Genomic DNA, 26,885 nt, shown 5'->3' with positions numbered 1-26,885 from the left:
TGCAAGGAGCAGGCGGTTTACTTGGCGGCAGCGCGGGCGGCTTCTGCCTTGGCCTTGGCTTCGTCGGCCTTGCGCTGCAGCTCGGCTGCCTCGGTTTCAGCGGCCTTGGCCTTGGCTTCGGCTTCCTTGGCGGCCGCATCCTTTTCAGGGGTCATGGCGCCAGCCAGCGCATTGCCGGCCATGGAGCCTGCCACGGCGCCCACGGCAGCGGCGCCCAGCGTGCCCATCATGCCGGAGCCGCGTGCTGCGGGAGCGGCAGCCGCGCCAGGTGCAGCAGCAGCGGGGGCGGCCCCAGCCGCAGGTGCAGCAGCGGGGGCTGCCCCAGCGGTCGGGGCTGCAGGAGCGGCTGGTGCGGCGGGGGTGGACGGAGTCGCTGCCTTGCTGGCGGTGGGTGCCGCAGGCGCTGCGGGCTGAGCGGGGGCCTTGCCGATCGACGCCGGGCGCACGGACTTGCCGCCGCTGCCCATGCGCTTGGCCTGGGCCAGCGTGGGCACGGTCAGCGATGCAATGGCCAGGGCGATCACGGAGGCAGTGGCGCGGAACGAAGTCTTCACGGAGTTTTTTCCAATCATGGTGGTCATGTACACGGTCGGCGCAGGCGGGCCCGCGCCGGTCGGCGCGCCACAGGCTGCCCGTATGCGGGCAGGCCTGCGGCCTTGTGTGTCACATGGGGATGGGGGAGGAGATTCCAAGCACCGGCGCGCGGATGCGCCGGCGTGCAGCCTGCTGTTGTAGGTGGGCCACCCGGCGCTGGGGCGGTGGCCTATGGGGCTGCGTGATGCATTGTAGAAAAGACTGGGGCTTGCCGGAAAAGCAAGCCCACAGAACATTCTCAGCTATTGATTGCGGAGCGGCGCAGCGGCCTGCGCGCGCCGCTGCCACCCGTTTTCAGCGCAGGACTTCCAGCAGGCGGTCCAGGCCGCCTTCGGTGATGGAGACCTTGGCTTCGTTGCGCACGCGCGGCTTGGCGTGGTAGGCCACGGACAGGCCTGCGACCTGCATCATGGGAATGTCGTTGCTGCCGTCGCCCACGGCGATGCACTGGTCGGGGCGAATGCCCAGCAGCGAGGCGACTTCCAGCAGGGTGCGGCGCTTTTCGGCGCCGTCGCAGATGTCGCCCCAGGGCTGCTCGATCAGGCCGCCGGTCAGCGCGCCGTCACGCATCTCCAGCACGTTGGCACGCACGAAGTCGATGCCCAGCATGCCGCGCACATGTTCGGCAAAGTAGGTGAAGCCGCCCGAGACCAGCAGCACCTTCAGGCCCGCAGCCTGGGCTGCGCGCACCAGGGTTTCGGCGCCCGGGGAGAGCTTCAGGCGCTCGGCCAGCACGCGGGCCATGTCGGCCTCGGTCACGCCGACGAGCTTGCCCACGCGCTGGCGCAGGCTGTCCTTGAAGTCGGTGATCTCGCCGCGCATGGTGGCTTCGGTGATGGCCGAGACCTCGGCCTTCTTGCCGGTGGCGTCGGCGATCTCGTCGATGCACTCGATGGTGATCAGCGTCGAGTCCATGTCGAACGCGATGAGCTTGTAGTCGGCCAGCTTCAGTGGCGGCTGGATGCCGCGGATCAGCAGTCCGGGCGCGAATTCGGTGACATCGGTCATGGGTGGGGCAGCAAAAAGGGGACGGGCCGCCGGGCTGGCGGGAAACAGGCGCAAATCATATCCAGTGGCGGGCCTGCCGTCAGGCTGCGGGCGGCTGGCGCAGGTAGATGGCGTCCGACCAGGTGGCCAGCCATTGGGGGCGAAACACCACGAAGATGGCGGTGACCATGCCGGTGACCACGGCATCTCCCCAGGCCATGAGCCAGCGCGCGATGCGCGACAGATCCTCGTTGACGCCGGGCAGGGCGTGGCCCGCCGCCTGGGCCAGAAGCGCGGCGATGAAAACGCACAGCACCGTGCCCGCAAAGCCGCGCGCGAGGATGTAGACAAAGATCTGGTGCGGCAGCCAGCGCCGCAGCGCCGCACCCCAGAGCATGGCCAGCGTGGCGGGCACGATGCCCTGCCAGACCGAGATGCCCAGCGCATCGCCCCAGCCCAGGGCCGGCGACAGCAGGGCGGCCAGCCCGCCCACGATGAGCAGCAGCGGCACGGCTAGAGGCCAGCCCAGCATGAGCACCACCAGCGGCGCCGAGGACCACTGCAATTGCAGCGGCATGCGGTGCAGCGTGGGCAGGGCCCAGATCCAGGGCAGCAGCACGAGCACGCCCAGCAGCGGCGTGACCAGGGGCGAGGCCATGCGGTCCTGCGGGCCGCCCGGACCCGGGCGGCCGGCCAGCATGCGCCAGGGGCGCAGCCACAGCGCGGTGACCAGGGCCAGCAGGGCAATGCTCGCTTCGAGGAACATGGCTGGAACGACGCGTTCTATGCGGGCTGGGCCGCCTTCGCCTCCACCAGCGGCTGGCCCAGGCTGCGCAGCACGTCGCGCACCATCTGGGCGCGGTCCTTGGGGTTGTCCAGGGCACGCTCGATGCGCAGCTTCTCGTTGCCGGCCAGCTTGATGTGCTTGTTCTTCTGGATGAGGTGGATGATGGCCATCGGGTCCACGGGCGGCTGGGGCTTGAAGGTGATGTTGATGACGCCGGGCGCCGCATCCACCTTGACCACGCCGTAGGGCTGGGACAGCACGCGCAGGCGGTGCACGTCGATCAGCGTCTGCGCCTGGGGCGGCAGCTTGCCGAAGCGGTCCACGATTTCTTCGAGCAGGGTGTCGATCTGGTCGCTGGTGCGGGCCGTGGCCAGCTTCTTGTAGAAGGACAGGCGCAAATGCACGTCGCCGCAGTAGTCGTTGGGCAGCAGGGCCGGCGCGTGCAGGTTGATGTCGGTGGAGGCCGACAGCGGGCTGAGCAGATCGGGCTCCTTGCCGGCCTTGAGGCTGCGCACGGCCTCGGACAGCATCTCGTTGTAGAGCTGGAAGCCCACCTCCATCATGTTGCCGCTCTGGTTCTCGCCCAGCACCTCGCCGGCGCCGCGGATCTCCAGGTCGTGCATGGCCAGGTAGAAGCCCGAGCCCAGTTCCTCCATCTGCTGGATGGCCTCCAGCCGCTGCTGGGCCTGCTTGGTCAGGCTGTCCAGGTCGGGCACCATCAGGTAGGCATAGGCCTGGTGGTGGCTGCGGCCCACGCGGCCGCGCAGCTGGTGCAGCTGGGCCAGGCCGAACTTGTCGGCGCGGCTGATGAGGATGGTGTTGGAGCTGGGCACGTCGATGCCGGTCTCGATGATGGTCGAGCACAGCAGGATGTTGTAGCGCTGGGCCACGAAGTCGCGCATCACGCGTTCGAGCTCGCGCTCGGGCATCTGGCCGTGGGCCACGGCAATGCGTGCCTCGGGCAGGATTTCCTCGAGCTTTTGCTTGCGGTTCTCGATGGTCTCGACCTCGTTGTGCAGGAAGTAGCACTGGCCGCCGCGCTTGAGTTCGCGCAGCACGGCCTCGCGGATCACGCCCGTGCCCTCGTTTCGCACAAAGGTCTTGATGGCCAGGCGCCGCTGGGGCGCGGTGGCGATGACGGACAGGTCGCGCAGGCCTTCCAGCGCCATGCCCATGGTGCGCGGGATGGGCGTGGCCGTCAGCGTGAGCACGTCCACCTCGGCGCGCATGGCCTTCATGGCTTCCTTGTGGCGCACGCCGAAGCGGTGCTCCTCGTCGATGATCAGCAGGCCCAGGTTCTTGAACTGCGTGGACTCCGACAGCAGCTTGTGCGTGCCCACGACGATGTCCACCGAGCCGTCGGCAATGCCCTTGACGGCCGCCGTGATCTCCTTGCCCGAGCGAAAGCGCGAGACTTCGGCCACCTTGATCGGCCACTTGGAGAAGCGGTCCACCAGGGTCTGGTAGTGCTGCTCGGCCAGTAGCGTGGTGGGCGCGAGGAAGGCCACCTGCTTGCCGCCCGTGATGGCCACGAAGGCCGCGCGCAGCGCCACCTCGGTCTTGCCGAAGCCCACGTCGCCGCAGACCAGGCGGTCCATGGGCTGGGGGCTGATCATGTCCTGGATCACGGCGTGGATGGCGGCGCGCTGGTCCGCCGTTTCCTCGAAGCCGAAGTCGTTGGCGAACTGCTCGTAGTCCTGGGGCGAGTAGCGGAAGGCATGGCCCTGGCGTGCGGCGCGGCGCGCATAGATGTTCAGCAGCTCGGCTGCCGAGTCGCGCACCTGCTCGGCCGCCTTGCGCTTGGCCTTTTCCCACTGCGTGCCGCCGAGCTTGTGCAGCGGCGCGTCCTCGGGCGAGACGCCCGTGTAGCGGCTGATCAGCTGCAACTGGCTGACGGGCACGTAGAGCACGGCGTTGCCCGCGTACTCCAGGTGCAGGAACTCCTGCACGGCCGGCGTGCCGTCAGGGTTCTTCTGGCCCATGTCCATGTTGACCAGGCCCTGGTAGCGGCCGATGCCGTGGTCCGAATGCACCACGGGGTCGCCCACCTTGAGTTCGGACAGGTCCTTGATCAGCGCCTCCACATCGCTGACCTGCTCCTGGCGGCGGCGCCTGCGGCCCGTGGGGCTGGTGGCGAACAGCTCCGTCTCGGTGACGAAGTCCAGGCCTTCCTCCACCCAGGCAAAGCCGTTCATCAGGCCGGCCGTGGCAATGCCCACCTTCTCGCCCGCATCGCCCTGGAACTCGGCCAGCGAGTCGAAGACCGGCGGGTTCACGCCCGAGGCGCGGAAGAAGTCCAGCAGGCTTTCGCGCCGGCCATCGGACTCGGCCAGCAGCAGGATGCGGTGGGCGCTGCTGGCAATGTGCTTTTGCAGGCGCGCCAGCGGGTCTTCCGCGCCGCGCACCACGGACAGGTCCTCCAGCTTCTGGAAGATGGCGCTGTCTGCCACGTCCTCGGTGCCTGGGCGCAGCGCGAGCTGGGCATGCTCCTTGGCGCGCGTGTAGAACTGGTCGGCGGACAGGAACAGCACCTCGGGCGGCAGGGCCGGGCGCTCGGGGTCGCCCTGCACCAGGCGGAAGCGCTCCTTGGTGTCCTGCCAAAAGCGCTGGAAGGCCGGCTCCAGGTCGCCATGCATCACCACGGTGGCATCGGCGCCCAGGTAGTCGAACACGGTGGCCGTTTCGTCGAAGAACAGCGGCAGGTAGTACTCGATGCCGGCCGTGGCAATGCCTTGGCCCATGTCCTTGTAGATGCGGCTGCGCGTGGGATCGCCCTCCAGCAGCTCGCGCCAGCGCTGGCGGAACTTGGCGCGTGCGTCCTCGTCCATGGGGAACTCGCGGCCGGGCAGCAGGCGCACCTCGGGCACGGGGTAGAGGCTGCGCTGGGTGTCGGGATCGAAGGTGCGGATGGAGTCGATCTCGTCGTCGAACAGATCCACGCGGTAGGGCTGCAGCGAGCCCATCGGGAACAGGTCGATCAGGCCGCCGCGTACCGCGTACTCGCCGTGGCTGACCACCTGGGAGACATGCTGGTAGCCGGCCAGGGTCAGTTGGGCCTTGAGTTTGGCCTCGTCCAACTTCTGGCCGCTCTTGAACTCGAAGGTGTAGCCGGCCAGGAAGGAGGGTGGTGCCAGCCGGTACAGCGCCGTGGTGGCGGGCACCAGCACCACGTCGGCACCATGCTCCTTGTCGCGCTGGTTGATGCGCCACAGCGTGGCCAGGCGCTCGCTGATCAGGTCCTGGTGGGGAGAGAAGCTGTCGTAGGGCAGGGTCTCCCAGTCGGGGAAGAGCGCGCAGCGCAGGCCCGGGGCGAAGAAGGCCATCTCGTCGATCAGCCGCTGGGCATCCGAGGCGTCGGCCGTGACGATGGCCGTCACCCGGCCTGCAGCCTTCTCGCGCTCGCCCAGGCGGGCCAGCAGCAGGGCGTCGGCGCTGCCCACAGGGCGGGGCAGGGTGAAGCGTTTTCCGGGAGTGAGCTTGGGCAGTTCCATGGTGCTTGGACGTGGGCGCTGCAGCGCCTGGGCGAAGTAACGACAAAACCCCTCGGCAGGCGCAGAGGGGTATCGAACCATTTTAGCCAGCACGCATGGCGGCCATGCAGGCATGCCCGCATGTCCATGGTGGCGCATGGCCGTCACTACAATGCGCCACCATGACAGATCTGCTTGCGGCGGCTGCGCCCGCGTCCCTGGAGCCGGCCCGCCTGTGGGCCTTGATCCCCTGCGCGGGCACGGGCTCGCGCGCCATCGCGCCCGATGCGCCTGCGCCTGAACTGCCCAAGCAATACCACCTGGTGGCCGGTGCGCCCATGGTGGCGCACACGCTGGCCGCCTTTGCGGGCACAGCGCGCGTGCACCACACGCTGGTGGTGATCGCGCCCGGCGACGACTTCTGGCGCCAGGGCCTGCCGGGCCCGTCGCCCACGCGCTACTCCACGGCGGCCTGCGGCGGCGCCACGCGGGCTGAATCCGTGACCAACGGCCTGAAGGAGCTGCTGGCGCGCGGTGCGAGTGCGCACGATTGGGTGCTGGTGCACGACGCCGCGCGCTGCCTGGTGACGCCCGAACTGATCGATGCCCTGATCGACGCCTGCGAGCACGATGCCGTTGGCGGCCTGCTGGCGCACAAGCTGCCCGACACGCTCAAGACGGCCGTGACCGGGCCTGGCGGCGTGCGCGTGGCGGGCACGGTGGACCGCAGCGACAAATGGCTGGCGCAGACGCCGCAGATGTTTCGCATCGCGCCGCTGCTCGACGCCCTGGAACACGCGGGATCGGCCGTGACCGACGAGGCCAGCGCCATGGAGGCCGTGGGCCAGCGCCCGCGCCTGGTGCCCGGCGGCGCGCAGAACTTCAAGGTCACCTATCCCGACGACTTTGCGCTGGCTGCCGCCGTGCTGTCGCAGCGCGCGCATGGCGCGACGCTGGAACGCTACCGGGGCAAGCGCGACCAGCCGCAGGCGTCGGGCAATCCGTTTTTCTGAACCTGGAATGTTTCACATGAATTTTCGTATTGGCGAGGGCTGGGACGTGCATGCCCTGGTGCCCGGGCGCAAGCTGATCCTGGGCGGCATCGAGGTGCCGCATGAACTGGGGCTGCTGGGCCATTCCGATGCCGACGTGCTGCTGCACGCCATCACCGACGCGCTGCTGGGCGGCGCGGCGCTGGGCGACATCGGCCGCCATTTCCCCGACACCGACCCAGAATTCCATGGCGCCGATTCGCTGGTGCTGCTGGTGGAGGCGGCGCGCCGCGTGCGCGCCACGGGCCTGGAGATTGGCAACATCGACAGCACCATCATTGCCCAGGCCCCCAAGCTGGCGCCGCACATTCCTGCCATGCGCGAGCGCATCGCCACGGCGCTGGGGCTGGCGCTGGACCAGGTCAACGTCAAGGCCAAGACGGCCGAGAAGCTCGGGCCCGTGGGCCAGCAGCAGGCCATGGAGGCGCGCGCCGCCGCCTTGCTGTTCCGCGCCTGACCAGCGGGGTGCCGTCCCCATGGCAAAAGGCCCCGGCGATCGGTCAATGATCGCCGGGGCCTTTGTGTCTGCCGAACGTATCTGCCGAACGCGCGCTGCGAGCTCAGTCCTCTCCGTCCAGGGCGCCGTCCTGCGCACGCGGAGGCAGCTGGCGCTTGATCTGCGGGCGCTGCAGGCGCTGCTCGGGCTCGGCACCCTTGGCCACGCCCGAGGCACGCTGCAACTGCACATGGGCGACCAGTCCGCCCGTGGAGGAGTTGGACAGCGCAAACACGCCGCCCATGCGCTGCACCGTCTTGTCCACGATGGACAGGCCCAGGCCCGCGCCCGCTGCGGCCGTGCGCGCGGAGTCGCCGCGGAAGAAGGGCTGTGTCAGGCTGGCCAGCTGCTCGGGCGGCACGCCACGGCCATGGTCGCGGATGCGGATCACGACCCAGCTTTCGCGCTCCGATGCCGTCACGTCCACATGCGTGGTTTCGGTCTCGGGCGTCTTGCCGTAGCGGCGTGCGTTCTCGAACAGGTTGGAGATCACGCGCGCCAGTTCCACCTCGTCGGCCAGCACATAGACGCCTTCGGGCACGGCCATGCTGATCTGCAGCTCGCGGTGGTCCTGCACCGCATAGACGCAGGAAGACACCACGGCATGCAGGTTCACCGGATTGAGGGTCACATGGTCGGGGCGGGCGTAGTCCAGGAATTTGTCGATGGTGGCGTCCAGCTGCACGATGTCGGCCACCATGTGCTCGCGCGCCACGTCGTCCACCACGCTCATCTCGGTCTCCAGCCGCAGGCGGGCGAGCGGCGTGCGCAGGTCGTGGGAGATGCCGGCCAGCATCACCGCGCGGTCCTGCTCCAGCTGGGCCAGTTTCTGCGCCATGCGGTTGAAGCCGATATTGACCTCGCGGATCTCGCTGGTGACGGCTTCCTCGTCGAGCTGGCTGGCGTCGAAGTCGCCATCTCGCACGCGGTTGGCCGCATAGCTCAACTGCTTGAGCGGCCGGTTGATCAGGCGCGCGATGGCTGCCGCCCCCGCCAGGGACAGCAGGCCGGCCGTGATCAGCCAGATCAGCCAGGTGCGCCCGCTGGCCGGCGTGAAGCGCGAGCGGTCCATCAGCAGCCATGTGCGGTCGCCATTGATGGTGAAGCCCACCCACAGCCCCGGTTCGCCATTGACGCTACGCGCCACGATGGTGCCGTAGCCCAGGCGGCGCGTGAGCTCCTCGGTCAGGCGCTTGCCCAGCGTGCTCTGGTCCAGCAGCTCGAAGCTGTCACCAGGCTCGCGCGGCAGAATGCGCACGCCTTCCTGGTCGGCCATGGTCTTGATCAGAGAGACGCGGTTGATGGCATCCGAATGCACCAGGGCCGCGCGGCTGAGGTTGACCAGCGAGGCGATCTGCTGGGCGGTGTGCAGCGTGCGCGGCTCGAACTCGAAGGCGCGCAGCGTCTGCAGCCACGCCAGGATGCTGCCCACCAGCAGCAGGGCCAGCAGGCAGAAGGTACGCCAGAAAAGATTGAGTCCCAGCGGAGAGCGCGCAGTCATGCGCCGCTCGTAGTCGAGCGGCGCAGGGCTGGTGGCGTCGTGGGGCGGGACGGTGAAGGAACTCATGGAATGCGGTTCGTCATTCTAGGGGCCGGCTGCGAGATTACGCCTGTGCCGGCCAGCCTGCGTTACCGGTTGTCTCGGGCGACAGGGTGAGGTTTTGGCGCTGCGCATTGTCAACGGCACATAAAACGTTACGGCCCCAACCCAGGGACGCCGAGCAAGAGCCGCCTCGCGGCGAGGGCGTCGTCCCCCTCCCGCGGAGCGAGAGAGGGGGAAGGCGCGCAGCGCCTCAGGGGGTGATGCATTTCAGTTCGCGCCGTCCGGTACGAACACGTAGCCCACACCCCAGACCGTCTGGATATAGCGCGGTGCGGCAGCATCTTCCTCGATCAGCTTGCGCAGGCGCGAGACCTGCACGTCCAGGCTGCGGTCGAAGGGCTCGAACTCGCGGCCGCGCGCCAGCAGGGCCAGCTTCTCGCGCGACAGCGGCTGGCGCGGGTGGCGCACCAGGGCCTTGAGCATGGCGAATTCGCCCGTGGTCAGCGGCAGTTCCTCGCCGTTCTTTTGCAGCACGCGCGTGCCCAGGTCGAAGGTGAAGGGGCCGAAGCTCACCACCTCGTTGTCGCCGGAGGGCGCGCCCGGCGCTTCCTGCGGCGGGCGGCGGCGCAGCACGGCATGGATGCGCGCCAGCAGTTCGCGGGGGTTGAAGGGCTTGCCCAGGTAGTCGTCGGCGCCCACTTCCAGGCCCACGATGCGGTCCACATCCTCGCCCTTGGCGGTCAGCATGATGATGGGCGTGCGGTCATTGGCCGAGCGCAGGCGGCGGCAGATGGACAGGCCATCCTCGCCGGGCATCATCAGGTCAAGCACGATCAGGTCCACTGTTTCGCGCAGCAGGATGCGGTTCAGCGCCTTGCCATCTTCGGCAATCATGATCTCGAAGCCTTCCTGCGTCAGGTAGCGGCGCAGCAGGTCGCGGATGCGCGCATCGTCATCCACCACCAGGATCTTGTCGGTGCGGTTGGTCGTAGTGGCCATGTTCATCCTCGGTCGGTCATTTGTAACAGCCGCCATTGTTACCAGCTTGCGCTGAAAAGTCTGGTCAAAACCCCGAACTTTTGCCGTGTGTTACAGATGTTGCGTTTAAATTTAGAACGAAAAATGTGTCTTTAGAATATTTAACTATGGGTTTGCCGCGTTGATGCATTTATCGTTGCAATAATGTTGTGAATGACGGGGCGAATAGGCCTGAACGGCTCCACACCTGTCACCATCTGGCGGCATGCCGTAGCGAAAGGGCGGCATGCAGTTGTATCCCTGAACTACCTTTCATTTCAAAGGGTGAACGCATGAGCAAGCTTTCCAAACAGCTGTCCCGCCCCTGGGTCAAGTCCGTGGTCGCGGCCACTGCGCTGGCCTGTGCCAGCGGTGCCTGGGCGCAGAACGCCGCCTCGGCGCAGGCACAGCCGGCCAATGTGGTGCAGTTGTCTGCAGAAGGCTCGGTGGATGTGGTGCAGGACCTGCTGACCGCCACCTTGTCGGCCACGCGCGAAGGGCGCGATGCGGCCACGGTCCAGTCCCAGCTGCAGAAAGTGGTCGAGGCCGCCATGGCAGTGACCAAGCGCAGCGCCCAGTCGGGCCAGATGGATGTGAGCACCGGCAGCTTCGGCATCTATCCGCGCTATGGCAAGGACAACAAGGTGGAGGGCTGGCAAGGCCGCGCCGAGATTCTTCTGCAGGGCCGCGACTTCGCGCGCATCACGCAGACGGCGGCCCAGGTGCAGGACATGACGCTGTCGCAAGTGGGCTTCGGCCTGTCGCGGGAGGCCCGTGAAAAGGTCGAGGGCGAGGCCCAGGCCAAGGCCATCGAACAGTTCAAGCAGCGTGCCGCCACGCTGTCCAAGAGCTTCGGCTTTGCCAACTACAGCCTGCGCGAGGTCAATGTGAGCAGCAGCGACACCTCCGTGCCCATGCCGCGTCCGCGCATGATGGCCATGTCCGCCAAGGCCGCCGGCGCGGAAATGGATGCCGTGTCCGTGGAAGCGGGCAAGGCCCAGGTGATGGTCCACGTGTCGGGTTCGGTGCAGATGTACTGACCGGGTGACCCATCCATGAAAAAAGGAGCGCCGTGGCGCTCCTTTTTTGGCAGTGGTCCTGTCTGGCCGCGATTACTGCGCAGCCCAGCCGCCATCCATGTTCCAGGCCACGCCGCGCACGTTGGCGGCAGCGGGCGAGCAGAAGAACACGGCCAGTTCGCCAAGCTCCTCGGGCGTGGTGAACTGCATCGAGGGTTCCTTTTCGCCCAGCAGCAGCTTTTTGGCTTCTTCATTGCTGATGCCGTGCTGCTCGGCCTTGGCGTCCACCTGCTTTTGCACCAGCGGTGTCAGCACCCAACCGGGGCAGATGGCGTTGCAGGTGATGCCGGAGGTGGCGTTCTCCAGCGCCGTGACCTTGGTCAGCCCGACAATGCCGTGCTTGGCCGCCACATACGCGGACTTCTGCGCCGAGCCCACGAGGCCGTGCACCGAAGCCACGTTGATGATGCGGCCCCAGCCCTTGCCGCCATCGGCCGCCTGCATCATGGGCAGGACCAGGCGCGAGGTGTGGAAGGCGCTGGACAGGTTGATGGCGATGATGGAATCCCAGCGCTCGGGCGGGAAGTCTTCCACGCGTGCCACGTGCTGGATGCCGGCATTGTTCACGAGGATGTCGATCTGGCCGAAGTTGCGCACGCTGTACTGGACCATGTCCTCGATGTCTGCCACGCGGCTCATGTCGGCACCGTGGTAGGCGACCTGGGCGCCGGCGGCCTGGCCTGCGGCCAGCACTTCGGCACGGGGGCCGTCCACATCGCCGAAACCATTGAGCACGATATTGGCGCCCTGGCGGGCCAGCGCCTTCGCGATCCCGAGGCCGATTCCGCTGGTCGAACCGGTCACGAGGGCGGTCTTGCCTTTCAACATAGAGAGTCTCCGAATGAATGTACGATGCAACACAGCCATTATCGGCGCCGGCTCCGCGAATGCGTTTCCATGAATCATCCTACGCTGAACTACGTATCCTGCCCGGCAGTTGCCGGGCGTGCCTCACCCTGGAGCCGTACTGCCAGCCCGGCTGCTCAAGAGAATGCGTCGCACCGCATGGCCTATTGGGAATGGAATCGCACCGGCGATCCGAACCATCCCCATGTCGTGGTCTGCGTGCACGGCCTGTCGCGCCAGGGGCGTGACTTCGACGTGCTGGCCGAGCGGCTCAGCGAACGCGCCCGCGTGATCTGCCCCGACGTGGTCGGGCGTGGCGAAAGCGACTGGCTGCAGGATCCGGCCGCCTACCAGGTGCCTCTTTACGCAGCCGACATGCTGGCCTTGCTGGCCCAGGTGCATGCGCAGGCGCCCGTCGAACAATTGGATTGGGTGGGCACCAGCATGGGCGGGCTGATCGGCATGGCGCTTGCAGGCCAGCCGGGGCTGCCGCTGCCGGCGCCCATCCGCAGGCTGGTGCTCAACGATGTGGGGCCTGTCATCGAGTGGTCTGCCCTGGAGCGCATAGGTCAGTATCTGGGCAAGGGCCTGCATTTTGAAAATCTTGAACAGGCAGCCCATGCGCTGCTCTTGATTTCCGAAGGCTTCGGCCCACATAGCGAAGGGCAATGGTTGCGATTGACGCGACCTATGATGCGGCCGGCCGCCGATGGCGGCCTTGTCTTGCACTATGACCCTCAGATTGCAGTGTCCCTGCAGCAGATGACGCCCGAGATGGCCCAGGCCGGCGAAGCGCTGCTGTGGCAGCTGTATGACCAGATCAAGGCACGCGTCTTGCTAGTTCGTGGTGCGCAGTCCGATCTGCTGACTGCGGCCACGGCGCAGGCCATGGCGCAGCGCGGCCCGAAGGCGCATTGCGTGGAATTTGAAGGGGTGGGGCATGCGCCCACCTTCGTCGCAGCAGGGCAGGTGGCCTTGCTGTGCCGGTTCTTATGGGGAGAAGAGCGCTTGCCAAGCACCATGAATCTTGCCGAGCAGGCCAGGGAGAGTGACGAATGAAGACCGCCAGCAGCGAGGCCGCCGTGCAGGCGCCTTCGCCCGCCGCAGCCGCGCCGGGCCAGGTGCCGGCGGTTCTGCCGCACCTGATCACGGCCACGTCGCAGACCCTGCCCGAACAGGTCAACGCGCTGGCCCGCGCGCGCAGCTTTGCCGAGCCGCTGATCGCCACCGAGACCATGGAGTCCGGCGAGAACACGATGGCCCATGCCGATGCGGTGGCCGCCATCCTCAAGACCATCGGCGGCTCCGAAACGATGCAGGCGGCGATCTATCTGGTGCATGCCAGCGTGCACCTGAATCGCCCGCAGGAAGTGATCGCCAAGGCCTTTGGCGAGAACTTCGCCACCCTGGCCGTGGAAACCAACAAGCTCATGCGCGTGCAGCAGCAGGCGCGCGGCGCCGAGCTGGGCGGCCAGTATCTGGACGATGAGGCCACGCAGACCGAGAACGTGCGCAAGATGCTGCTGGGCTTCTCGCGCGATCTGCGTGTCGTGCTGCTGCGGCTGGCTTCGCGCCTGCAGACGCTGCGCTACTACGCGGCCAGCAAGCGCCCGGTCTCTCCCGGCATTGCGCGCGAGGCGCTGACGGTGTTCGCGCCGCTGGCCAACCGCCTGGGCATCTGGCAGATCAAGTGGGAGCTGGAGGATCTGTCCCTGCGTTTCCTGGAGCCCGAGACCTACCGCGAAGTGGCCCGCCTGCTCGATGAAAAGCGCGTGGAGCGCGAAGCCTACATGGAGCAGATGCGGGCACGGCTGGAGGCCGACCTGCGCGCGCACAGCATCAGCGCAACGGTGCAGGGCCGGCCCAAGCACATCTACAGCATCGTCAAGAAGATGCGCGGCAAGTCGCTGAACTTCGACCAGGTCTTCGACATCCGCGCCATGCGTGTAGTCGTGCCCACGATCAAGGACTGCTACGCCACACTGTCCTGGGTGCACGAGCAGTTCACGCCCATCGAGGCGGAGTTCGACGACTACATCGCCAAGCCCAAGCCCAACGGCTACCAGTCACTGCACACCGTGGTGCGCGACGAGACGGGCCGTGCCATCGAGATCCAGATCCGCACCCAGGCCATGCACGACCATGCCGAGCACGGCGTGGCCGCCCACTGGGCCTACAAGGAGGCGGGCACCAAGGGATACGCGGGCGTCACCGCCAGCAGCGAGTACGACGCCAAGATCGCCGTGCTGCGCCAGCTGCTGGCCTGGGGCAGCGACCTGGCGGGCGCGCACCATCGCGGCCTGTTCGAGGACCGCATCTACGTGCTCACCCCCGACGCGGCCGTCATCGAACTGCCGCAGGGCGCAACACCCGTGGACTTTGCCTACTCGGTGCACACCAGCCTGGGCCACCGCTGCCGCGGCGCGCGCGTGGACGGCGCCATGGTGCCCTTGAACACGCCGCTGCAAAACGGCCAGACCGTGGAGATCACCACGGTCAAGGAGGGGCGCCCCTCGCGCGACTGGCTCAACGCCGACCTGGGCTATCTGACCAGCAACCGCGCCAAGGCCAAGGTGCGCGCCTGGTTCAATGCCCAGGCCACGCACGAGACCGTGGCGCGCGGCCGCGAGGCCGTCGAGAAGCTGCTGCAGCGCGAGGGCAAGACCGCCGTCAAGCTGGAGGAGCTGGCGGTGCAGCTGGGCTTCAAGTCGGCAGATGCGCTGTTCGAGGTCGTCGGCAAGGACGAGTACTCGCTGCGCAATATCGAGACCGTGCTGCGGCCCGCCGAGGTGGAGGAAGAACCCGAGGAATTCACCCTCGTGCGCAAGGCGCGCGGCACGGACTCGCCCAAGGGCGGCGTGCTGGTCGTTGGCGTGGACTCGCTGATGACCCAGCTGGCCAAGTGCTGCAAGCCTGCGCCGCCGGACGACATCCGGGGCTTCGTCACGCGCGGCAAGGGCGTGAGCGTGCACCGCTCCGACTGCTCCAACTTCCGCGAGATGGCGGCGCGCAATTCCGAGCGCGTGATCGACGTGGCCTGGGGCCAGCCCAAGGCGGCCACCGTGGCCTCGGCCGTCTACCCGGTCGATGTGTCCGTGGAGGCCGCCGACCGGCAGGGCCTGCTGCGCGATATCTCGGAAGTCTTTGCGCGCGAAAAGACCAATGTCATTGGCGTGCAGACCCAGTCCGTCAAGGGAACGGCCTGGATGACCTTCACCGTGGAGGTGGCCGATTCGGGCCGCCTGAGCAAGGTGCTGGGCATCGTGGCCGCCGTGGCGGGCGTGCGTTCGGCGCGGCGGCGTTGAGCATGTTCAGGCATTTTTGCCTGGAGGCTGAAAAAGCCGTGCTAGAATCGCTTTCTCGAACAAACACAGGCGCGTAGCTCAGCTGGTTAGAGCACCACCTTGACATGGTGGGGGTCGTTGGTTCGAGTCCAATCGCGCCTACCAATTTTCCATTGCCAGATGGAATGCAAAAAGCCTTCTGATCACTCAGAAGGCTTTTTTGTTTGTGCGTTCTCCCTGTGGTCTTGCCTTGGCCTGTCTTGTGATCGAACATGCATCACTTTGGGAGACATGGATGATCAAGACAGTTTCGCCCGAGGCGGCCGCGTCGGCCAGCGTATTGATCAACCAGCGCATTGCCGAGCTGGGCGGCTGGCGCGGCGAGGTGCTGGCGCATGTGCGCCGGCTCATCGTGCAAGCGCTTCCGGACGCGGTGGAAGAGTGGAAATGGTCGGTGCCGGTCTGGTCGTGCAGCGGCATTCTGTGCACGGGCGAGGCCTACCAATCGGCCGTGAAGCTCACCTTTCCCAAAGGCGCATCGCTGGCCGACCCGCAGCACCTGTTCAACGCCAGCCTTGAAGGCAAGGTGCGCCGTGCCATCGATATCCGCGAGGGCGAGGAGATCGATGCGCAAGCGTTCAAGGACTTGGTGCGCGAGGCAGCCGCCCTCAACGAGGCGGCTGCCAGGAAGAGGTCGCCGAAAGGATGAAGGTCCGCGCTCAGGTGCCGACTCCGGCCTGTGCCTGCAGGTAGTCGTTTTGCAGCAGGTACATGCGGATGGCGTTGCGGTACTGGCCGTTGGCGAAGAACTCGTCGATCAGCACGCCTTCCTGCACGAAGCCTATGCGCGCGTAGATGTGGATGGCCTTCTCGTTCTCCTGGTCCACATGGAGAAAGATCTTGTGCAGGTTGAGCGTCTTGAAGCCATAGTCCAGCGCCAGCCGCGTTGCCTGGGCTGCGATGCCCTGGCCTTGCTGCTCGGGGGCGATGATGATCTGGAATTCGGCGCGCCGGTGGATCAGGTCGATCTCCACCAGCTCGACGAGACCGGCGCGATCGCCCTGGTGCTCGACGATGAAGCGGCGCTCGGTCTGGTCGTGCACGTGGGCGTCGTAGAGCGCGGAAAGCTCGTCGAAGGTCTCGTAGGGCTCCTCGAACCAGTAGCGCATGATGGCGGCATTGTTGTTGAGCAGATGCACGGAGCGCAGATCTTCGCGCTCCAGGGGTCTCAGGCGGATGCTGTGATTCATGCGCTCATTGTGCGAGAGCCGCGGTATCCGGCTGCAGGCCACGGATTACCAGCCGGTAGATCAGATCGGCCGCCGTGTCGTAGTCGTCGGCGGTCAGTTCCGGCCGGCCCAGCAGCAGCGCGAACTGGGCCTGCTGATCGGCATAGGCCTGGGTCACGGACCAGAGGATGAACATCAGGTGGGTGAAATCCACGCGGGCAATCTTGCCCTGCGCCACCCAGCGCTCGAAGGCCTGTACGTCGGCCGCCAGCGCCGGGCCCACCTGGCTCGCTATGGCCTGCCCGAAGCGGGGCGCACCGGCCATCACCTCGCGCGTGAAGACACGGGAGCCATGGGGCCGCTCGCGCGAGGACTGCAGCTTGGCCCGGATGTAGATGCGCAAGGCCTCCGCAGGGTCGTCGCCGCGCAGCAGGTCGGACATGCCGGCCAGCCACTGCGTCAGCACGTCGCCCAGCACGCGCAGGTACAGCTCCTCCTTGCTGGCGAAGTAGTACAGCAGGTTGTGGCGGCTCAGGCCGGCGTCGTGCGCGATCAGTTCCAGCGATGCGCCTTCGAAGCCGTATTGCGCAAAGTGCAGTTCGGCCGTCTGCAGGATGTTCAGTTCCTTGCGCAGGCGTGCAGCCGTGGGTTTGCGCGTGGCCGATCGTGCCAGGGAAGGGGGCGCATTGTCAGAAAGGGTTGCCATTGCGCAGATGGTAAGTCGGGATAAGTGGCGCCATTTTGGTGCGATTGTCTGGCATCTTTCTTGCTGACGACTTTCTGGGTGATTTTACTGATTGGTAAATTTTTTCACCCGCGTAAATTCCGTTCCACCCCCAGTGCGCCCGACAAGAGGCGTCACTCACACATGCGAGGACCACGATGAAACCTCCGAAGACTGTGTTGTTGGATCCGGGGCCGTTCAGGAGTCCTTCCTGCGGCCCGCCTTGCGTTGTCCGAGATGGCCTGGCGTGCACCTGCATGCCGCGGCCCCTTTCACGCCCTCAATCCTGACTCTGGAGGATGCACCATGGATAGCCCCGCGCAACGCGCCTGCGGCATTGCCGCCGGCCGACTGAACCTGGCCGACTACGCGGCCAATTTCTCCGACGCCCATCCCGCGCTGAACCGTTCCCAGGCCTTGATCGAGGCCGAGCGCTGCTACTACTGCTATGACGCGCCGTGCACCACGGCCTGCCCCACCAGCATCGATGTGCCGGCCTTCATCGCCCGCATCGCCCAGGACAACGTCCGTGGCGCGGCGCGCGAGATCCTGACGGCCAACCCGCTGGGCGGCATGTGCTCCCGCGTCTGTCCCACGGAGCAGCTGTGCGAGCAGGCCTGCGTGCGCAACACCCAGGAGGACAAGCCGGTCGAAATTGGTGCATTGCAACGCTATGCGACCGATGCCTTCATGGCCTCCGATGGTGCACCGTTGTTCCAGCGTGCTGCCGCCACGGGCCGCAAGGTGGCCGTGGTCGGGGCAGGGCCTGCCGGCCTGACCTGCGCCCATCAGCTGGCGCTGCAGGGCCACGAGGTGGTGCTGTTCGACGCCCGGCCCAAGCTGGGCGGGCTCAATGAATACGGCCTGGCCAGCTACAAGACCCCGGGCGATTTTGCGCAAAAGGAGATCGACTGGCTGCTGTCCGTGGGCGGGATCACGCCGCGCAACAACCAGCGGCTGGGGCGAGATTTCACGCTGGATTCGCTGCTGGCGGCGCACGACGCCGTGTTCCTCGGCCTGGGCCTGGCGGGCGTCAATGCGCTGGGCACGGCCGAGCCGCAGGCCGAAGGCTTGCGCAATGCGGTGGACTTCATTGCCGACATCCGCCAGGCGGCGGACAAATCCACGGTGCCGGTGGGCCGGCGCGTGGTGGTGATCGGCGGTGGCATGACGGCGGTGGATGCGTCCGTGCAGGCCAGGCTGCTGGGCGCCGACGAGGTCACCATGTTCTACCGCCGTGGCAAGGATGCGCTGTCCGCCTCCTGGGTGGAGCAGGAATGGGCGCAGACCCATGGCGTCAACCTGCGGCTGTGGGCCGCGCCCCAGGAGATCCTGGTGCAGGACGGCAAGGTCTGCGGCGTGCGCATGGCCAGCACCCGCATGGAGGGCGACAGGCTGCAGGTGACGCAGGAGGTGTTCGACGTGCCGGCCGACATGGTGCTCAAGGCCATTGGCCAGACCTATGTCGGCACGCCGGCGGGCGCGGCCATTGCCCTGCGTGACGGCCGCATCGACACCGACGACGAAGGCCGCACCAGCGTGCCGCGCGTGTGGGCCGGCGGCGACTGCCGCGCCGGTGGCCAGGACCTGACCGTGCAGGCGGTGGAGCACGGCAAGGTCGCCGCGCGAGCCATGCACCAGGCGCTGACCAGCGCCGTGGCGGCCGGGGTTTGAGCGGCTGTGCCCGCGCTTTTCAAGGAGCATCGACATGGCAGACATCAGCAGCCGCTTTCTGGGCATTTCCAGCCCCAATCCGTTCTGGCTGGCCTCGGCACCGCCCACGGACAAGGAGATCAACGTCACTCGCGCATTCGAGGCAGGCTGGGGCGGCGTGGTGTGGAAGACGCTGGGCGAGGACCCGCATGTGGTCAACGTGAACGGGCCGCGCTACTCCACCCTCATGGCGCAGGACCGGCGCGTGATGGGCCTGAACAACATCGAGCTGATCACCGACCGGCCGCTGCGCACCAACCTGGAGGAGATGACCCGCGTGAAAAAGGCCTGGCCTGACCGCGCGCTGATCGCCTCGCTGATGGTGCCCTGCGTGGAGGAAAGCTGGAAACGCATCCTGCCCATGGTGGAGGACACCGGCGCCGACGGGCTGGAGCTGAACTTCGGCTGCCCGCACGGCATGAGCGAGCGCGGCATGGGCGCGGCCGTGGGCCAGGTGCCCGAGTACATCCAGATGGTCACGCAGTGGTGCAAGCAGTACAGCCGGCTGCCCGTGATCGTGAAGCTGACGCCCAACATCACCGACGTGCGCTTTCCCGCGCGTGCGGCCAAGGCCGGCGGCGCGGATGCGGTGTCCCTGATCAACACCATCAACTCGCTGATGGGCGTGAATCTGGACACCCTGGTCATGCACCCCAGCACCGATGGCCAGGGCTCGCACGGCGGCTACTGCGGCCCGGCCGTCAAGCCTATCGCCCAGAACATGGTGGCCGAGATCGCGCGCGACCCGCAGACGGCGGGCCTGCCCATCTCGGGGATTGGCGGCATCACCACCTGGAAGGACGCGGCCGAATACATTGCGCTGGGATGCGGCAATGTCCAGGTGTGCACGGCGGCCATGGTCTACGGCTTTCGCATCGTGCAGGACATGTGCGACGGGCTGTCCAACTACATGGACGCGCACGGCTTTGCCCGCATCGAGGACTTCCAGGGCCGGGCCGTGCCCACGGTCAGGGACTGGAAGGACCTCAACCTCAACCACATCGACAAGGCCGTCATCAACCAGGACAGCTGCATCCAGTGCGGGCGCTGCCACGTGGCCTGCGAGGACACCTCCCACCAGGCCATCACCTTCAGCAAGGAGGGCGGTGTGCGCCGGTTCGAGGTGGATGACGCCGAATGCGTGGGCTGCAACCTGTGCGTGTCCATCTGCCCCGTGCCCGAGTGCATCACCATGCGCAGCCTGCAGCCGGGCGAGGTGGACCCCCGCACCGGCCAGACGGTCACCGGGGAGTATGCGAACTGGACCACGCATCCGAACAACCCCATGCGCCAGGCCGTGACGGCTCAGGGCTAGAGGGGGCATTGCGGCAGGTCGGCGCACGGCCCGCATCCGGGCCGACCTGGCACGAAATGCGCTTGATGGAAAAGGTCAGACCCTGGATCAGCAATGGATTGGTGATTTCTCTCTTCGAGAAGGAGCTTCGCAATGTCGCATGCCCCGCATTCCGGTGAGTCCACAGGCAGCCTGTGGAACCACGACCTCGCCCCCACGCTGCCTAGCCAGCGCACCTGGACCTGGTACCACTTCGCCGCCCTGTGGATAGGGATGGTGATGTGCATTCCGGCATACACCCTGGCCGCCAGCATGATCACGAACGGAATGTCGTGGTCGCAGGCGGTGATGACGGTGTTCCTGGGCAATCTCATCGTGCTGATTCCCATGCTGCTCATCGGCCATGCCGGGGCCAGGTACGGCATTCCCTTTGCCGTGCTGGCCCGTGCCTCCTTCGGCACCCACGGGGCCAAGCTGCCCGCACTGCTGCGGGCCCTGGTGGCCTGTGGCTGGTACGGCATCCAGACCTGGTTCGGCGGCATGATGATCTACACCCTGCTGGGCGTGCTGCTGGGCCATCCGCTGGAAGGCGAGAAGATCGCGGGCCTGGGCATCAATGTGGGGCAGCTGGTGTGCTTTCTGGTGTTCTGGGCGATCCAGTTCTACTTCGTGGTGCATGGCATAGAGTCCATCCGCAAGCTGGAGACCTGGACAGCGCCGCTCAAGATCCTGATCTGCTTCGTGCTGCTGGGCTGGGTCTACCAGAAGGCCGGCGGCTTCGGCCCCATCATGGAGCAGCCTTCGCAGTACGCGCCGGGCGGCCCCAAGGCGGGCCAGTTCATGTCGGTGTTCTGGCCGTCGCTGACGGCCATGGTGGGCTTCTGGGCCACGCTGGCCTTGAACATTCCGGACTTCACGCGCTTTGCCAAGTCGCAGAAGGATCAGGTCGTGGGCCAGGCCATCGGCCTGCCGGTGCCCATGGGGCTGCTGGCCATGCTGGCGGTGGTGGTGACATCGGGCACCGTGGTGATCTACGGCAAGGCCTTGTGGGACCCCGTGGATGTCGCCAGCCGCATGACGGGGGCGGCCGTGCTGATCGCGCTGATCGTGCTGCTGATCGACACCGTGAGCGTGAATTTGGCGGCCAACCTGGTCGGGCCGGCCTATGACTTCTCCGCCCTGGCGCCCAAGAAGATCAGCTACCGCGTGGGCGGCTACATGACGGTGGCCATTGCCATCGTGATGATGCCCTGGAAGATCCTGGAATCGACCGAGGGCTACATCTTCACCTGGCTGATCGGCTACTCGGCCCTGCTGGGGCCGATCGCGGGCATTCTGATGGTGGACTACTTCCTGGTGCGCAAAAAGCAGCTGGTGGTGGAAGACCTGTACAGGGAAGAGGGCGTCTACCGCTACTCCAACGGCTGGAACTGGGTGGCCGTGGCGGCCTTCGCTCTGGGCGTGGCGCCCAACCTGCCCGGCTTCCTGCACGCGGCGTTCCCCGCTGCATTCCCGAACGTGGGTGATTTCTTCAAGCATGCCTATGACTACGCATGGTTCATCGGCCTGTTCATTGCCGGCGTGGTCTACCGCATCGGCATGGCAGGCCAGGTGACCAAGGGCGCACCCGCGCTGAGCAAGGCATAGGCCGGACCAACCAACAGGAGGCATGACGCTATGGGTCAATCACAGGGTTCGGTATGGGTGCGTGGCGGCACGGTGGTGAATGCAGACCGGCAGGAGAAGGCCGACGTGCTGTGTGTGGATGGGGCGATTGCGGCCGTGGGGCCGGATGTGGCGGCCCTGGTGCCGGCCGGGGCGCAGGTGATCGATGCCTCGGGGCAGTTCGTCATGCCCGGCGGCATCGATCCGCACACCCACATGCAACTGCCCTTCATGGGCACGGTCACGGCCGATGACTTCTACACCGGCACGGCGGCGGCGCTGGCCGGCGGCACCACCAGCATCATCGATTTCGTCATTCCCGATCCGCAGGAGCCGCTGCTGGACGCCTACCGCAAATGGCGCGGCTGGGCCGAGAAGGCTGCGGCCGACTACTCCTTCCACGTGGCCGTCACCTGGTGGAGCGACAGCGTTCATGCTGATATGGGCACGCTGGTGCGCGAGGAGGGCATCAACAGCTTCAAGCACTTCATGGCCTACAAGAACGCCATCATGTGCGACGACGAAACGCTGGTGAACAGCTTCAAGCGCGCGCTGGAGCTGGGCGCCATGCCCACGGTGCATGCCGAAAACGGCGAGCTGGTCTACCTGCTGCAGCAGGAAGTGGCCAAGATGGGCATCACCGGGCCCGAGGGCCATCCGCTGGCCCGCCCGCCCATGGTGGAGGCCGAGGCGGCCAACCGCGCCATCGCCATCGCCGGCGTGCTGGGCGTGCCCATCTACGTGGTGCATGTCAGCTGCACCGAGGCGGCGCAGGCCATTGCCGCGGCCCGTGCACGCGGCCAGCGTGTGTATGGCGAAGTGCTGGCCGGCCATCTGGTGATCGACGAAAGCGTGTACCGCGACCCTGACTTTGCCAAGGCGGCAGCCCACGTGATGAGCCCGCCCTTCCGCGCCAAGGGCCACCAGGAGGCCTTGTGGCAGGGCCTGCAGTCGGGCCAGTTGCACACCACGGCCACCGACCATTGCACTTTCTGCGCCGCGCAGAAAGCCATGGGCCGGGACAACTTCGCCAAGATCCCCAACGGCACCGGCGGCGTGGAAGAGCGCCTGGCCGTGATCTGGGATGCGGGTGTGAACACCGGCCGGCTGACGCCCAGCGAATTCGTGGCCATCACCTCGGCCAACACCGCCCGGCTGTTCAACATCTATCCGCGCAAGGGCCTGGTCGGCGTGGGGGCCGATGCCGATCTGGTCGTCTGGGACCCTGCCGCCACCCATACCCTGTCGGTCAAGACCCAGCATTCCAAGGGCGACTACAACATCTTCGAGGGGCGCACCGTGCAGGGCATGCCCAGCCACACCATCAGCCAGGGCGTGGTGGCCTATGCGAAGGGCGATCTGCGCGCCGAGATGGGCAAGGGGCGCTATATCAAGCGCCCGGCCTTCGGCCCCAACTTCGACGCGGTGCAGCGCCGCGCCGCCACGCTGCAGCCCACGGCCGTGGCGCGCTGAAGCCCGCATGACAAGGAGACCGCAATGGATACAGATACCCAAGTGAAGCAGGACATCGCGCAGCTGCGCGTCAACGGAAGCCGGCTGTGGGATTCACTCATGGAGCTGGCGCAGATCGGCGCTACGCCCAAGGGCGGCGTCTGCCGCCTGACGCTGACCGACCTGGACCGCCAGGGCCGTGATCTGGTGACCCGCTGGGCGCGCGAGGCGGGAATGACGGTGACCATCGACAAGATCGGCAACGGCTTCATGCGCCGGCCCGGGCGCGACAACAGCCTGCCGCCCATCATGACGGGCAGCCACATCGACACCCAGCCCACTGGCGGCAAGTTCGACGGCAACTACGGCGTGCTGGCGGGGCTGGAGGTGGTGCGCACGCTCAACGACCACGGCATCGAGACCGAAGCGCCCATCGAGGTGGCCTTCTGGACGAACGAGGAAGGCTCGCGCTTCGTGCCGGTGATGATGGGCTCGGGCGTGTTCGCCAAGGCCTTCACGCTGGAGCATGCCTATGCGGCTACCGACTCCGAAGGCAAGACCGTCAAGGGCGAGCTCGAGCGCATCGGCTATGTGGGCAGCCAGGAGCCGGGCGACCACCCGATCGGCGCCTACTTCGAGTCCCACATCGAACAGGGCCCGGTGCTGGAGGACAACGCCAGGACCATTGGCGTGGTCACCGGCGTGCTGGGCATCCGCTGGTACGACTGCGTGGTCACGGGCATGGAAGCCCATGCCGGCCCCACGCCCATGGCCCTGCGCAAGGATGCGCTGCAGGCCGCCGCGCAACTGATGCAGGAAGTGGTGGCCTGCGCCCACCGCCATCCGCCCCACGGGCGCGGCACCGTGGGCATGGTGCAGGTCCATCCCAACAGCCGCAACGTGATCCCGGGGCAGGTCAAATTCAGCATCGACCTGCGCAACGCCACCGATGCCGACTGCGAAGCCATGGACGCCGACATCCGCGCCGTGGCCGACCGCATCAGCCGGGAGACGGGCCTGCCCATAGCGATCAACCTGGTGTCCAGCTACCCCGCCCAACCCTTCCATGCCGACTGCGTGGATGCGGTGGCGCGCGCCGCCAAGGCCCTGGGCTACTCGCACATGCCCGTCGTCTCGGGCGCTGGGCATGATGCGGTCTACATGGCGCGGCTGGCACCGGCCGGCATGGTATTCATCCCCTGCAAGGACGGCATCAGCCACAACGAGATCGAGGATGCCACGCCGGCCGACATCACCGCAGGCTGCAATGTGCTGATGCACGCCATGCTGGAACGCGCCAGGGTGCTGTGATCGGAAAAACTGCGCAACTTGCCCGGAAGCCCTGTTTTGCACTGCTATACTTGCGGCTTCAACAAACGACAGGCGCGTAGCTCAGCTGGTTAGAGCACCACCTTGACATGGTGGGGGTCGTTGGTTCGAGTCCAATCGCGCCTACCAAACAAAGCAGTCTCACCAGGGGCTGCAGAAAATCCCGCTTCAAGCGGGATTTTTTTTGCCCGGACGGCGGCAAGGCAGCCATTCGCTCTGTCGCATGCGTTGATCACCATCAGGGTTACTGCTGCGCCAGGTGCTGTGTGCGCTGCCTAGAATCTGTTGCAGTGCAATAGATCAATTGCCCGTACAAGCACGTACAAGAGGAGAAGCATTGCAATGCAAGAGACGACAACAGCCGCCGCCCCCAGCGCTCAGCGCGTGATCAAGAAATACCCCAACCGCCGTCTCTACGACACCAACACGTCTTCCTACATCACGCTGACGGAAGTCAAGCAGCTGGTAATGAGCAACGAGCCCGTGGTGGTCAAGGACGCCAAGAGCGGCGAAGACCTCACGCGCAGCATCCTGCTGCAGATCATTCTGGAAGAAGAGGCCGGCGGCGCGCCCATGTTCTCCGAGACCGTGCTGGCCAACATCATCCGTTTCTACGGCCATGCCATGCAGGGCTACATGGGCTCCTACCTGGAAAAGAACGTGCAGATGTTCACCGACTTCCAGAACAAGCTGGCCGAGCAGGCCCAGGGCACCTCGCCCGAGGCCTGGAGCCAGTTCATGCGCATGCAGCCGCCCGCCATGCAGAACATGATGAGCAGCTACATGGAGCAGTCGCAGAACATGTTCACCCAGATGCAGGACCAGATGCAAAAGCAGACCGAGCAGATGCTGGGTGCCTTGGGCATCAAGCGCGGCAGCTGAGCTTTCAGGGATAAGTTCGGGTCGATGTGCCAAGTTCACGCAGAACTGGACAATATCGCCCCTGATGAATCCCACGAGCGACGCGACAACCATGACAATCCCTGCCGGCGCGGCCGCTCCGCGCGTGGGTTTCGTGTCTCTAGGGTGCCCGTAGGATACTGCATCTATATCGTTAAAGGGTCGGTCACATATTGGAGCACTGTAGGGCGCCAACGTGGCTTATCGCTATCTGTGGGATGGTCCGAGCTTGGTTGATCGCAGGCGAGACGAGGGTGCAGTCGGTGTCGATGGATCGACCCTCGCCGAAACCAACGCAATCCGGTCGTTGACCGCAACCGCCGAGTCATTGTCAACAGTAGATGTTCTCACGCAACTGAGGGTTTGCACTCAATCTCTCTTGGTGTGCGTCTGAATTGGGTCACAAGCCAACAGTAGTTGCACTGCGGGTCGATGGCGCTGAAGGTCTCCGTTTAACTGTCTCATGAGTTGCTGTAGAGTCTAATCAACACATTGCCGCGTCGGTTCCTGTTGATCGAAAACGCGTAGATCAGTAGATTTGTTGTAACCGACGCTCTTGCAAATGGGCTGCTGAACGTGCATTAGAGACTCGGGTGCGAATAAATTTGTGAACAATCAACCGCACAGGTCAAAGAATATATTGTTATTGACTTAGGTCTATGGCTGCAGGGATTTGATTGCGCTCAGTGTTATGAGTTTCGTTAACTGTGGAGGATTTATGGAGCTGCCTGGCGAAAAGTTAGTGATCAAGTTATGGGAAACTCTAGTAGAAAGAGGAATGGGTTCGTTGCTTTCGCCTTGGCAAGCTGGTCGAGAGGGGAGAGTGAGGAACGAGATTCGTCGAGCTGAAATGCTTATGTTGGCACAGGCTGAAGTGGATGTTGCTGATATTCGCTCTGGTAAAAAGCAGCTTCAGTCAGATGGTTCATTGCTATTAAAAAATGGGTTAAATGAAATTAGCCCGATAAATGAGCGAGTAGAGCCTTTTTTTGCTCTTTCATTGGCTGTTGAAAGTGGGAAAAAAACCGAATTTTCAGCTGCTGCGCGTTCCGAAATAAACTCATCTAAAGCCATTATCTTCGCCGAGGAACAGCTTGCTGCCGATGGCCATATTCCATCTGAAAAAGGTATTGAGGAAGATTGGTTGTTTATATGGCGTGAACATGCTGGACGGGTATCTTCAGTGGATTTGCAACGTTTGTGGGGCAGTGTGTTGGCTGGAGAGTTGAAAGATCCTGGAAAGCACTCAATTCGAACATTAGAGTTTCTAAAGACACTTTCTAAAGCAGATGCTGAATTAATTTCCTCTTTGGCGAGGTACGTTGTTGATAATCGGATACAGCGGGTCTCTGGGATTACTTGGCTACTAAGGGGATTTCATTTACAACTCTTCTGGAGGCTCAGGACTTAGGTGTTCTTAGTGG

Annotated in this window: 22 protein-coding genes and 2 tRNA genes; 15 read left to right on the top strand and 9 right to left on the bottom strand. The window is 65.5% G+C overall.

All coding sequences use genetic code 11. The annotated features are described in order from the left end of the window. Window positions 1-17: 17 nt before the first annotated feature. From A4F85_RS10940 to mfd, 4 genes are all read right to left on the bottom strand, one after another. Window positions 18-581: a hypothetical protein gene (locus tag A4F85_RS10940; RefSeq protein WP_043819363.1), complete on the bottom strand. Its 564-nt coding sequence runs from the start codon at window positions 579-581 to the stop codon at window positions 18-20. A 307-nt stretch (window positions 582-888) separates the two neighbouring features. Beyond that, on the bottom strand, window positions 889-1,602 hold the full coding sequence (gene serB, locus A4F85_RS10935) for a phosphoserine phosphatase SerB (protein ID WP_012204694.1): 714 nt from the start codon (window positions 1,600-1,602) through the stop codon (window positions 889-891). Between the two features lie 79 nt (window positions 1,603-1,681). Further along, window positions 1,682-2,347: a hypothetical protein gene (locus A4F85_RS10930; RefSeq protein ID WP_063326590.1), complete on the bottom strand. Its 666-nt coding sequence runs from the start codon at window positions 2,345-2,347 to the stop codon at window positions 1,682-1,684. A 17-nt stretch (window positions 2,348-2,364) separates the two neighbouring features. Further along, window positions 2,365-5,859, bottom strand: a complete 3,495-nt coding sequence (mfd, locus tag A4F85_RS10925) for a transcription-repair coupling factor (RefSeq protein WP_063326589.1) — start codon at window positions 5,857-5,859, stop codon at window positions 2,365-2,367. Window positions 5,860-6,020: 161 nt separating this feature from the next. Between mfd and ispD the strand changes: the two genes are divergently transcribed. Both ispD and ispF read left to right on the top strand, forming a co-directional pair. After that, window positions 6,021-6,851, top strand: a complete 831-nt coding sequence (gene ispD / locus A4F85_RS10920) for a 2-C-methyl-D-erythritol 4-phosphate cytidylyltransferase (protein ID WP_043819361.1) — start codon at window positions 6,021-6,023, stop codon at window positions 6,849-6,851. A gap of 16 nt (window positions 6,852-6,867) precedes the next feature. Next, a complete protein-coding gene (ispF, locus tag A4F85_RS10915) occupies window positions 6,868-7,347 on the top strand; it encodes a 2-C-methyl-D-erythritol 2,4-cyclodiphosphate synthase (RefSeq protein ID WP_063326588.1) in 480 nt (159 codons plus the stop codon). 103 nt (window positions 7,348-7,450) lie between these two features. Here ispF and A4F85_RS10910 read toward each other — a convergent pair whose 3' ends face one another. Both A4F85_RS10910 and ompR read right to left on the bottom strand, forming a co-directional pair. Next, on the bottom strand, window positions 7,451-8,953 hold the full coding sequence (locus A4F85_RS10910) for an ATP-binding protein (protein ID WP_012204699.1): 1,503 nt from the start codon (window positions 8,951-8,953) through the stop codon (window positions 7,451-7,453). A 243-nt stretch (window positions 8,954-9,196) separates the two neighbouring features. Then, a complete protein-coding gene (ompR, locus tag A4F85_RS10905) occupies window positions 9,197-9,934 on the bottom strand; it encodes an osmolarity response regulator transcription factor OmpR (RefSeq protein ID WP_017404718.1) in 738 nt (245 codons plus the stop codon). Between the two features lie 305 nt (window positions 9,935-10,239). Between ompR and A4F85_RS10900 the strand changes: the two genes are divergently transcribed. Continuing rightward, complete coding sequence (locus tag A4F85_RS10900) at window positions 10,240-10,986, top strand: SIMPL domain-containing protein (RefSeq protein WP_063326587.1); 747 nt, start codon at window positions 10,240-10,242, stop codon at window positions 10,984-10,986. Window positions 10,987-11,058: 72 nt separating this feature from the next. Here A4F85_RS10900 and A4F85_RS10895 read toward each other — a convergent pair whose 3' ends face one another. Then, a complete protein-coding gene (locus A4F85_RS10895) occupies window positions 11,059-11,853 on the bottom strand; it encodes a 3-hydroxybutyrate dehydrogenase (protein WP_012204702.1) in 795 nt (264 codons plus the stop codon). A 69-nt stretch (window positions 11,854-11,922) separates the two neighbouring features. Between A4F85_RS10895 and A4F85_RS10890 the strand changes: the two genes are divergently transcribed. The 4 genes from A4F85_RS10890 (at window position 11,923) to A4F85_RS10875 (ending at window position 15,864) form a co-directional block, all read left to right on the top strand. Next, window positions 11,923-12,930, top strand: a complete 1,008-nt coding sequence (locus tag A4F85_RS10890; RefSeq protein ID WP_175403263.1) for an alpha/beta fold hydrolase — start codon at window positions 11,923-11,925, stop codon at window positions 12,928-12,930. After that, window positions 12,927-15,176 (top strand): RelA/SpoT family protein, encoded by a 2,250-nt coding sequence (locus tag A4F85_RS10885; RefSeq protein WP_013803154.1) that lies wholly within the window; start codon window positions 12,927-12,929, stop codon window positions 15,174-15,176. Before A4F85_RS10890 ends, A4F85_RS10885 begins: the two co-directional genes overlap by 4 nt. A gap of 67 nt (window positions 15,177-15,243) precedes the next feature. Continuing rightward, window positions 15,244-15,320 (top strand) — tRNA-Val (locus tag A4F85_RS10880). 130 nt (window positions 15,321-15,450) lie between these two features. Then, a complete protein-coding gene (locus A4F85_RS10875; protein ID WP_063326585.1) occupies window positions 15,451-15,864 on the top strand; it encodes a DUF1801 domain-containing protein in 414 nt (137 codons plus the stop codon). A gap of 10 nt (window positions 15,865-15,874) precedes the next feature. Here the strand turns inward: A4F85_RS10875 and speG are convergent, their stop codons facing one another. Together speG and A4F85_RS10865 are read right to left on the bottom strand one after the other, a co-directional pair. Next, entirely contained in the window at window positions 15,875-16,405 is a 531-nt protein-coding gene (speG, locus tag A4F85_RS10870) for a spermidine N1-acetyltransferase (RefSeq protein WP_016445275.1), read from the bottom strand. 4 nt (window positions 16,406-16,409) lie between these two features. Next, complete coding sequence (locus A4F85_RS10865; protein ID WP_013803152.1) at window positions 16,410-17,090, bottom strand: TetR/AcrR family transcriptional regulator; 681 nt, start codon at window positions 17,088-17,090, stop codon at window positions 16,410-16,412. A gap of 324 nt (window positions 17,091-17,414) precedes the next feature. On the opposite strand from A4F85_RS10865, the gene A4F85_RS10860 reads away from it, so the two are divergent. From A4F85_RS10860 to A4F85_RS29580, 8 genes are all read left to right on the top strand, one after another. Continuing rightward, complete coding sequence (locus A4F85_RS10860) at window positions 17,415-18,782, top strand: NAD(P)-dependent oxidoreductase (protein WP_063326584.1); 1,368 nt, start codon at window positions 17,415-17,417, stop codon at window positions 18,780-18,782. A gap of 34 nt (window positions 18,783-18,816) precedes the next feature. Beyond that, on the top strand, window positions 18,817-20,136 hold the full coding sequence (preA, locus tag A4F85_RS10855; protein WP_063326583.1) for an NAD-dependent dihydropyrimidine dehydrogenase subunit PreA: 1,320 nt from the start codon (window positions 18,817-18,819) through the stop codon (window positions 20,134-20,136). A 132-nt stretch (window positions 20,137-20,268) separates the two neighbouring features. Further along, a complete protein-coding gene (locus tag A4F85_RS10850; protein WP_013803149.1) occupies window positions 20,269-21,762 on the top strand; it encodes an NCS1 family nucleobase:cation symporter-1 in 1,494 nt (497 codons plus the stop codon). Between the two features lie 30 nt (window positions 21,763-21,792). Continuing rightward, window positions 21,793-23,253: a dihydropyrimidinase gene (gene hydA, locus A4F85_RS10845; RefSeq protein WP_063326582.1), complete on the top strand. Its 1,461-nt coding sequence runs from the start codon at window positions 21,793-21,795 to the stop codon at window positions 23,251-23,253. A gap of 24 nt (window positions 23,254-23,277) precedes the next feature. Further along, window positions 23,278-24,543 (top strand): Zn-dependent hydrolase, encoded by a 1,266-nt coding sequence (locus tag A4F85_RS10840; RefSeq protein WP_012204713.1) that lies wholly within the window; start codon window positions 23,278-23,280, stop codon window positions 24,541-24,543. 70 nt (window positions 24,544-24,613) lie between these two features. Continuing rightward, a tRNA-Val gene (locus A4F85_RS10835) sits at window positions 24,614-24,690 on the top strand. A gap of 213 nt (window positions 24,691-24,903) precedes the next feature. Then, a complete protein-coding gene (gene phaR, locus A4F85_RS10830; RefSeq protein WP_013803147.1) occupies window positions 24,904-25,443 on the top strand; it encodes a polyhydroxyalkanoate synthesis repressor PhaR in 540 nt (179 codons plus the stop codon). 736 nt (window positions 25,444-26,179) lie between these two features. After that, window positions 26,180-26,872: a DUF2806 domain-containing protein gene (locus A4F85_RS29580; RefSeq protein WP_197485481.1), complete on the top strand. Its 693-nt coding sequence runs from the start codon at window positions 26,180-26,182 to the stop codon at window positions 26,870-26,872. The last annotated feature ends 13 nt before the right edge of the window (window positions 26,873-26,885 follow it).

It is taken from the genome of Delftia sp. GW456-R20 (assembly GCF_001622915.1).
GTDB lineage: Bacteria > Pseudomonadota > Gammaproteobacteria > Burkholderiales > Burkholderiaceae_C > Comamonas > Comamonas acidovorans.
The sequence above is the reverse complement of the archived record's forward strand: the minus strand, read 5'-3'. Positions and strand labels throughout refer to the sequence as shown.

What these genes read in the sequence shown, in the direction of transcription:
- A4F85_RS10875 (WP_063326585.1), top strand. Translation starts at nt 15,451, where the DNA reads ATGATCAAGACAGTTTCGCCCGAGGCGGCCGCGTCGGCCAGCGTATTG.
- serB (WP_012204694.1), bottom strand. Translation starts at nt 1,602, where the DNA reads ATGACCGATGTCACCGAATTCGCGCCCGGACTGCTGATCCGCGGCATC.
- A4F85_RS10850 (WP_013803149.1), top strand. Translation starts at nt 20,269, where the DNA reads ATGTCGCATGCCCCGCATTCCGGTGAGTCCACAGGCAGCCTGTGGAAC.
- A4F85_RS10940 (WP_043819363.1), bottom strand. Translation starts at nt 581, where the DNA reads ATGACCACCATGATTGGAAAAAACTCCGTGAAGACTTCGTTCCGCGCC.
- A4F85_RS10890 (WP_175403263.1), top strand. Translation starts at nt 11,923, where the DNA reads ATGAATCATCCTACGCTGAACTACGTATCCTGCCCGGCAGTTGCCGGG.
- A4F85_RS29580 (WP_197485481.1), top strand. Translation starts at nt 26,180, where the DNA reads ATGGAGCTGCCTGGCGAAAAGTTAGTGATCAAGTTATGGGAAACTCTA.
- hydA (WP_063326582.1), top strand. Translation starts at nt 21,793, where the DNA reads ATGGGTCAATCACAGGGTTCGGTATGGGTGCGTGGCGGCACGGTGGTG.
- ispD (WP_043819361.1), top strand. Translation starts at nt 6,021, where the DNA reads ATGACAGATCTGCTTGCGGCGGCTGCGCCCGCGTCCCTGGAGCCGGCC.
- A4F85_RS10865 (WP_013803152.1), bottom strand. Translation starts at nt 17,090, where the DNA reads ATGGCAACCCTTTCTGACAATGCGCCCCCTTCCCTGGCACGATCGGCC.
- mfd (WP_063326589.1), bottom strand. Translation starts at nt 5,859, where the DNA reads ATGGAACTGCCCAAGCTCACTCCCGGAAAACGCTTCACCCTGCCCCGC.
- A4F85_RS10910 (WP_012204699.1), bottom strand. Translation starts at nt 8,953, where the DNA reads ATGAGTTCCTTCACCGTCCCGCCCCACGACGCCACCAGCCCTGCGCCG.
- A4F85_RS10895 (WP_012204702.1), bottom strand. Translation starts at nt 11,853, where the DNA reads ATGTTGAAAGGCAAGACCGCCCTCGTGACCGGTTCGACCAGCGGAATC.
- preA (WP_063326583.1), top strand. Translation starts at nt 18,817, where the DNA reads ATGGCAGACATCAGCAGCCGCTTTCTGGGCATTTCCAGCCCCAATCCG.
- A4F85_RS10930 (WP_063326590.1), bottom strand. Translation starts at nt 2,347, where the DNA reads ATGTTCCTCGAAGCGAGCATTGCCCTGCTGGCCCTGGTCACCGCGCTG.
- ompR (WP_017404718.1), bottom strand. Translation starts at nt 9,934, where the DNA reads ATGAACATGGCCACTACGACCAACCGCACCGACAAGATCCTGGTGGTG.
- A4F85_RS10840 (WP_012204713.1), top strand. Translation starts at nt 23,278, where the DNA reads ATGGATACAGATACCCAAGTGAAGCAGGACATCGCGCAGCTGCGCGTC.
- phaR (WP_013803147.1), top strand. Translation starts at nt 24,904, where the DNA reads ATGCAAGAGACGACAACAGCCGCCGCCCCCAGCGCTCAGCGCGTGATC.
- ispF (WP_063326588.1), top strand. Translation starts at nt 6,868, where the DNA reads ATGAATTTTCGTATTGGCGAGGGCTGGGACGTGCATGCCCTGGTGCCC.
- speG (WP_016445275.1), bottom strand. Translation starts at nt 16,405, where the DNA reads ATGAATCACAGCATCCGCCTGAGACCCCTGGAGCGCGAAGATCTGCGC.
- A4F85_RS10900 (WP_063326587.1), top strand. Translation starts at nt 10,240, where the DNA reads ATGAGCAAGCTTTCCAAACAGCTGTCCCGCCCCTGGGTCAAGTCCGTG.
- A4F85_RS10885 (WP_013803154.1), top strand. Translation starts at nt 12,927, where the DNA reads ATGAAGACCGCCAGCAGCGAGGCCGCCGTGCAGGCGCCTTCGCCCGCC.
- A4F85_RS10860 (WP_063326584.1), top strand. Translation starts at nt 17,415, where the DNA reads ATGGATAGCCCCGCGCAACGCGCCTGCGGCATTGCCGCCGGCCGACTG.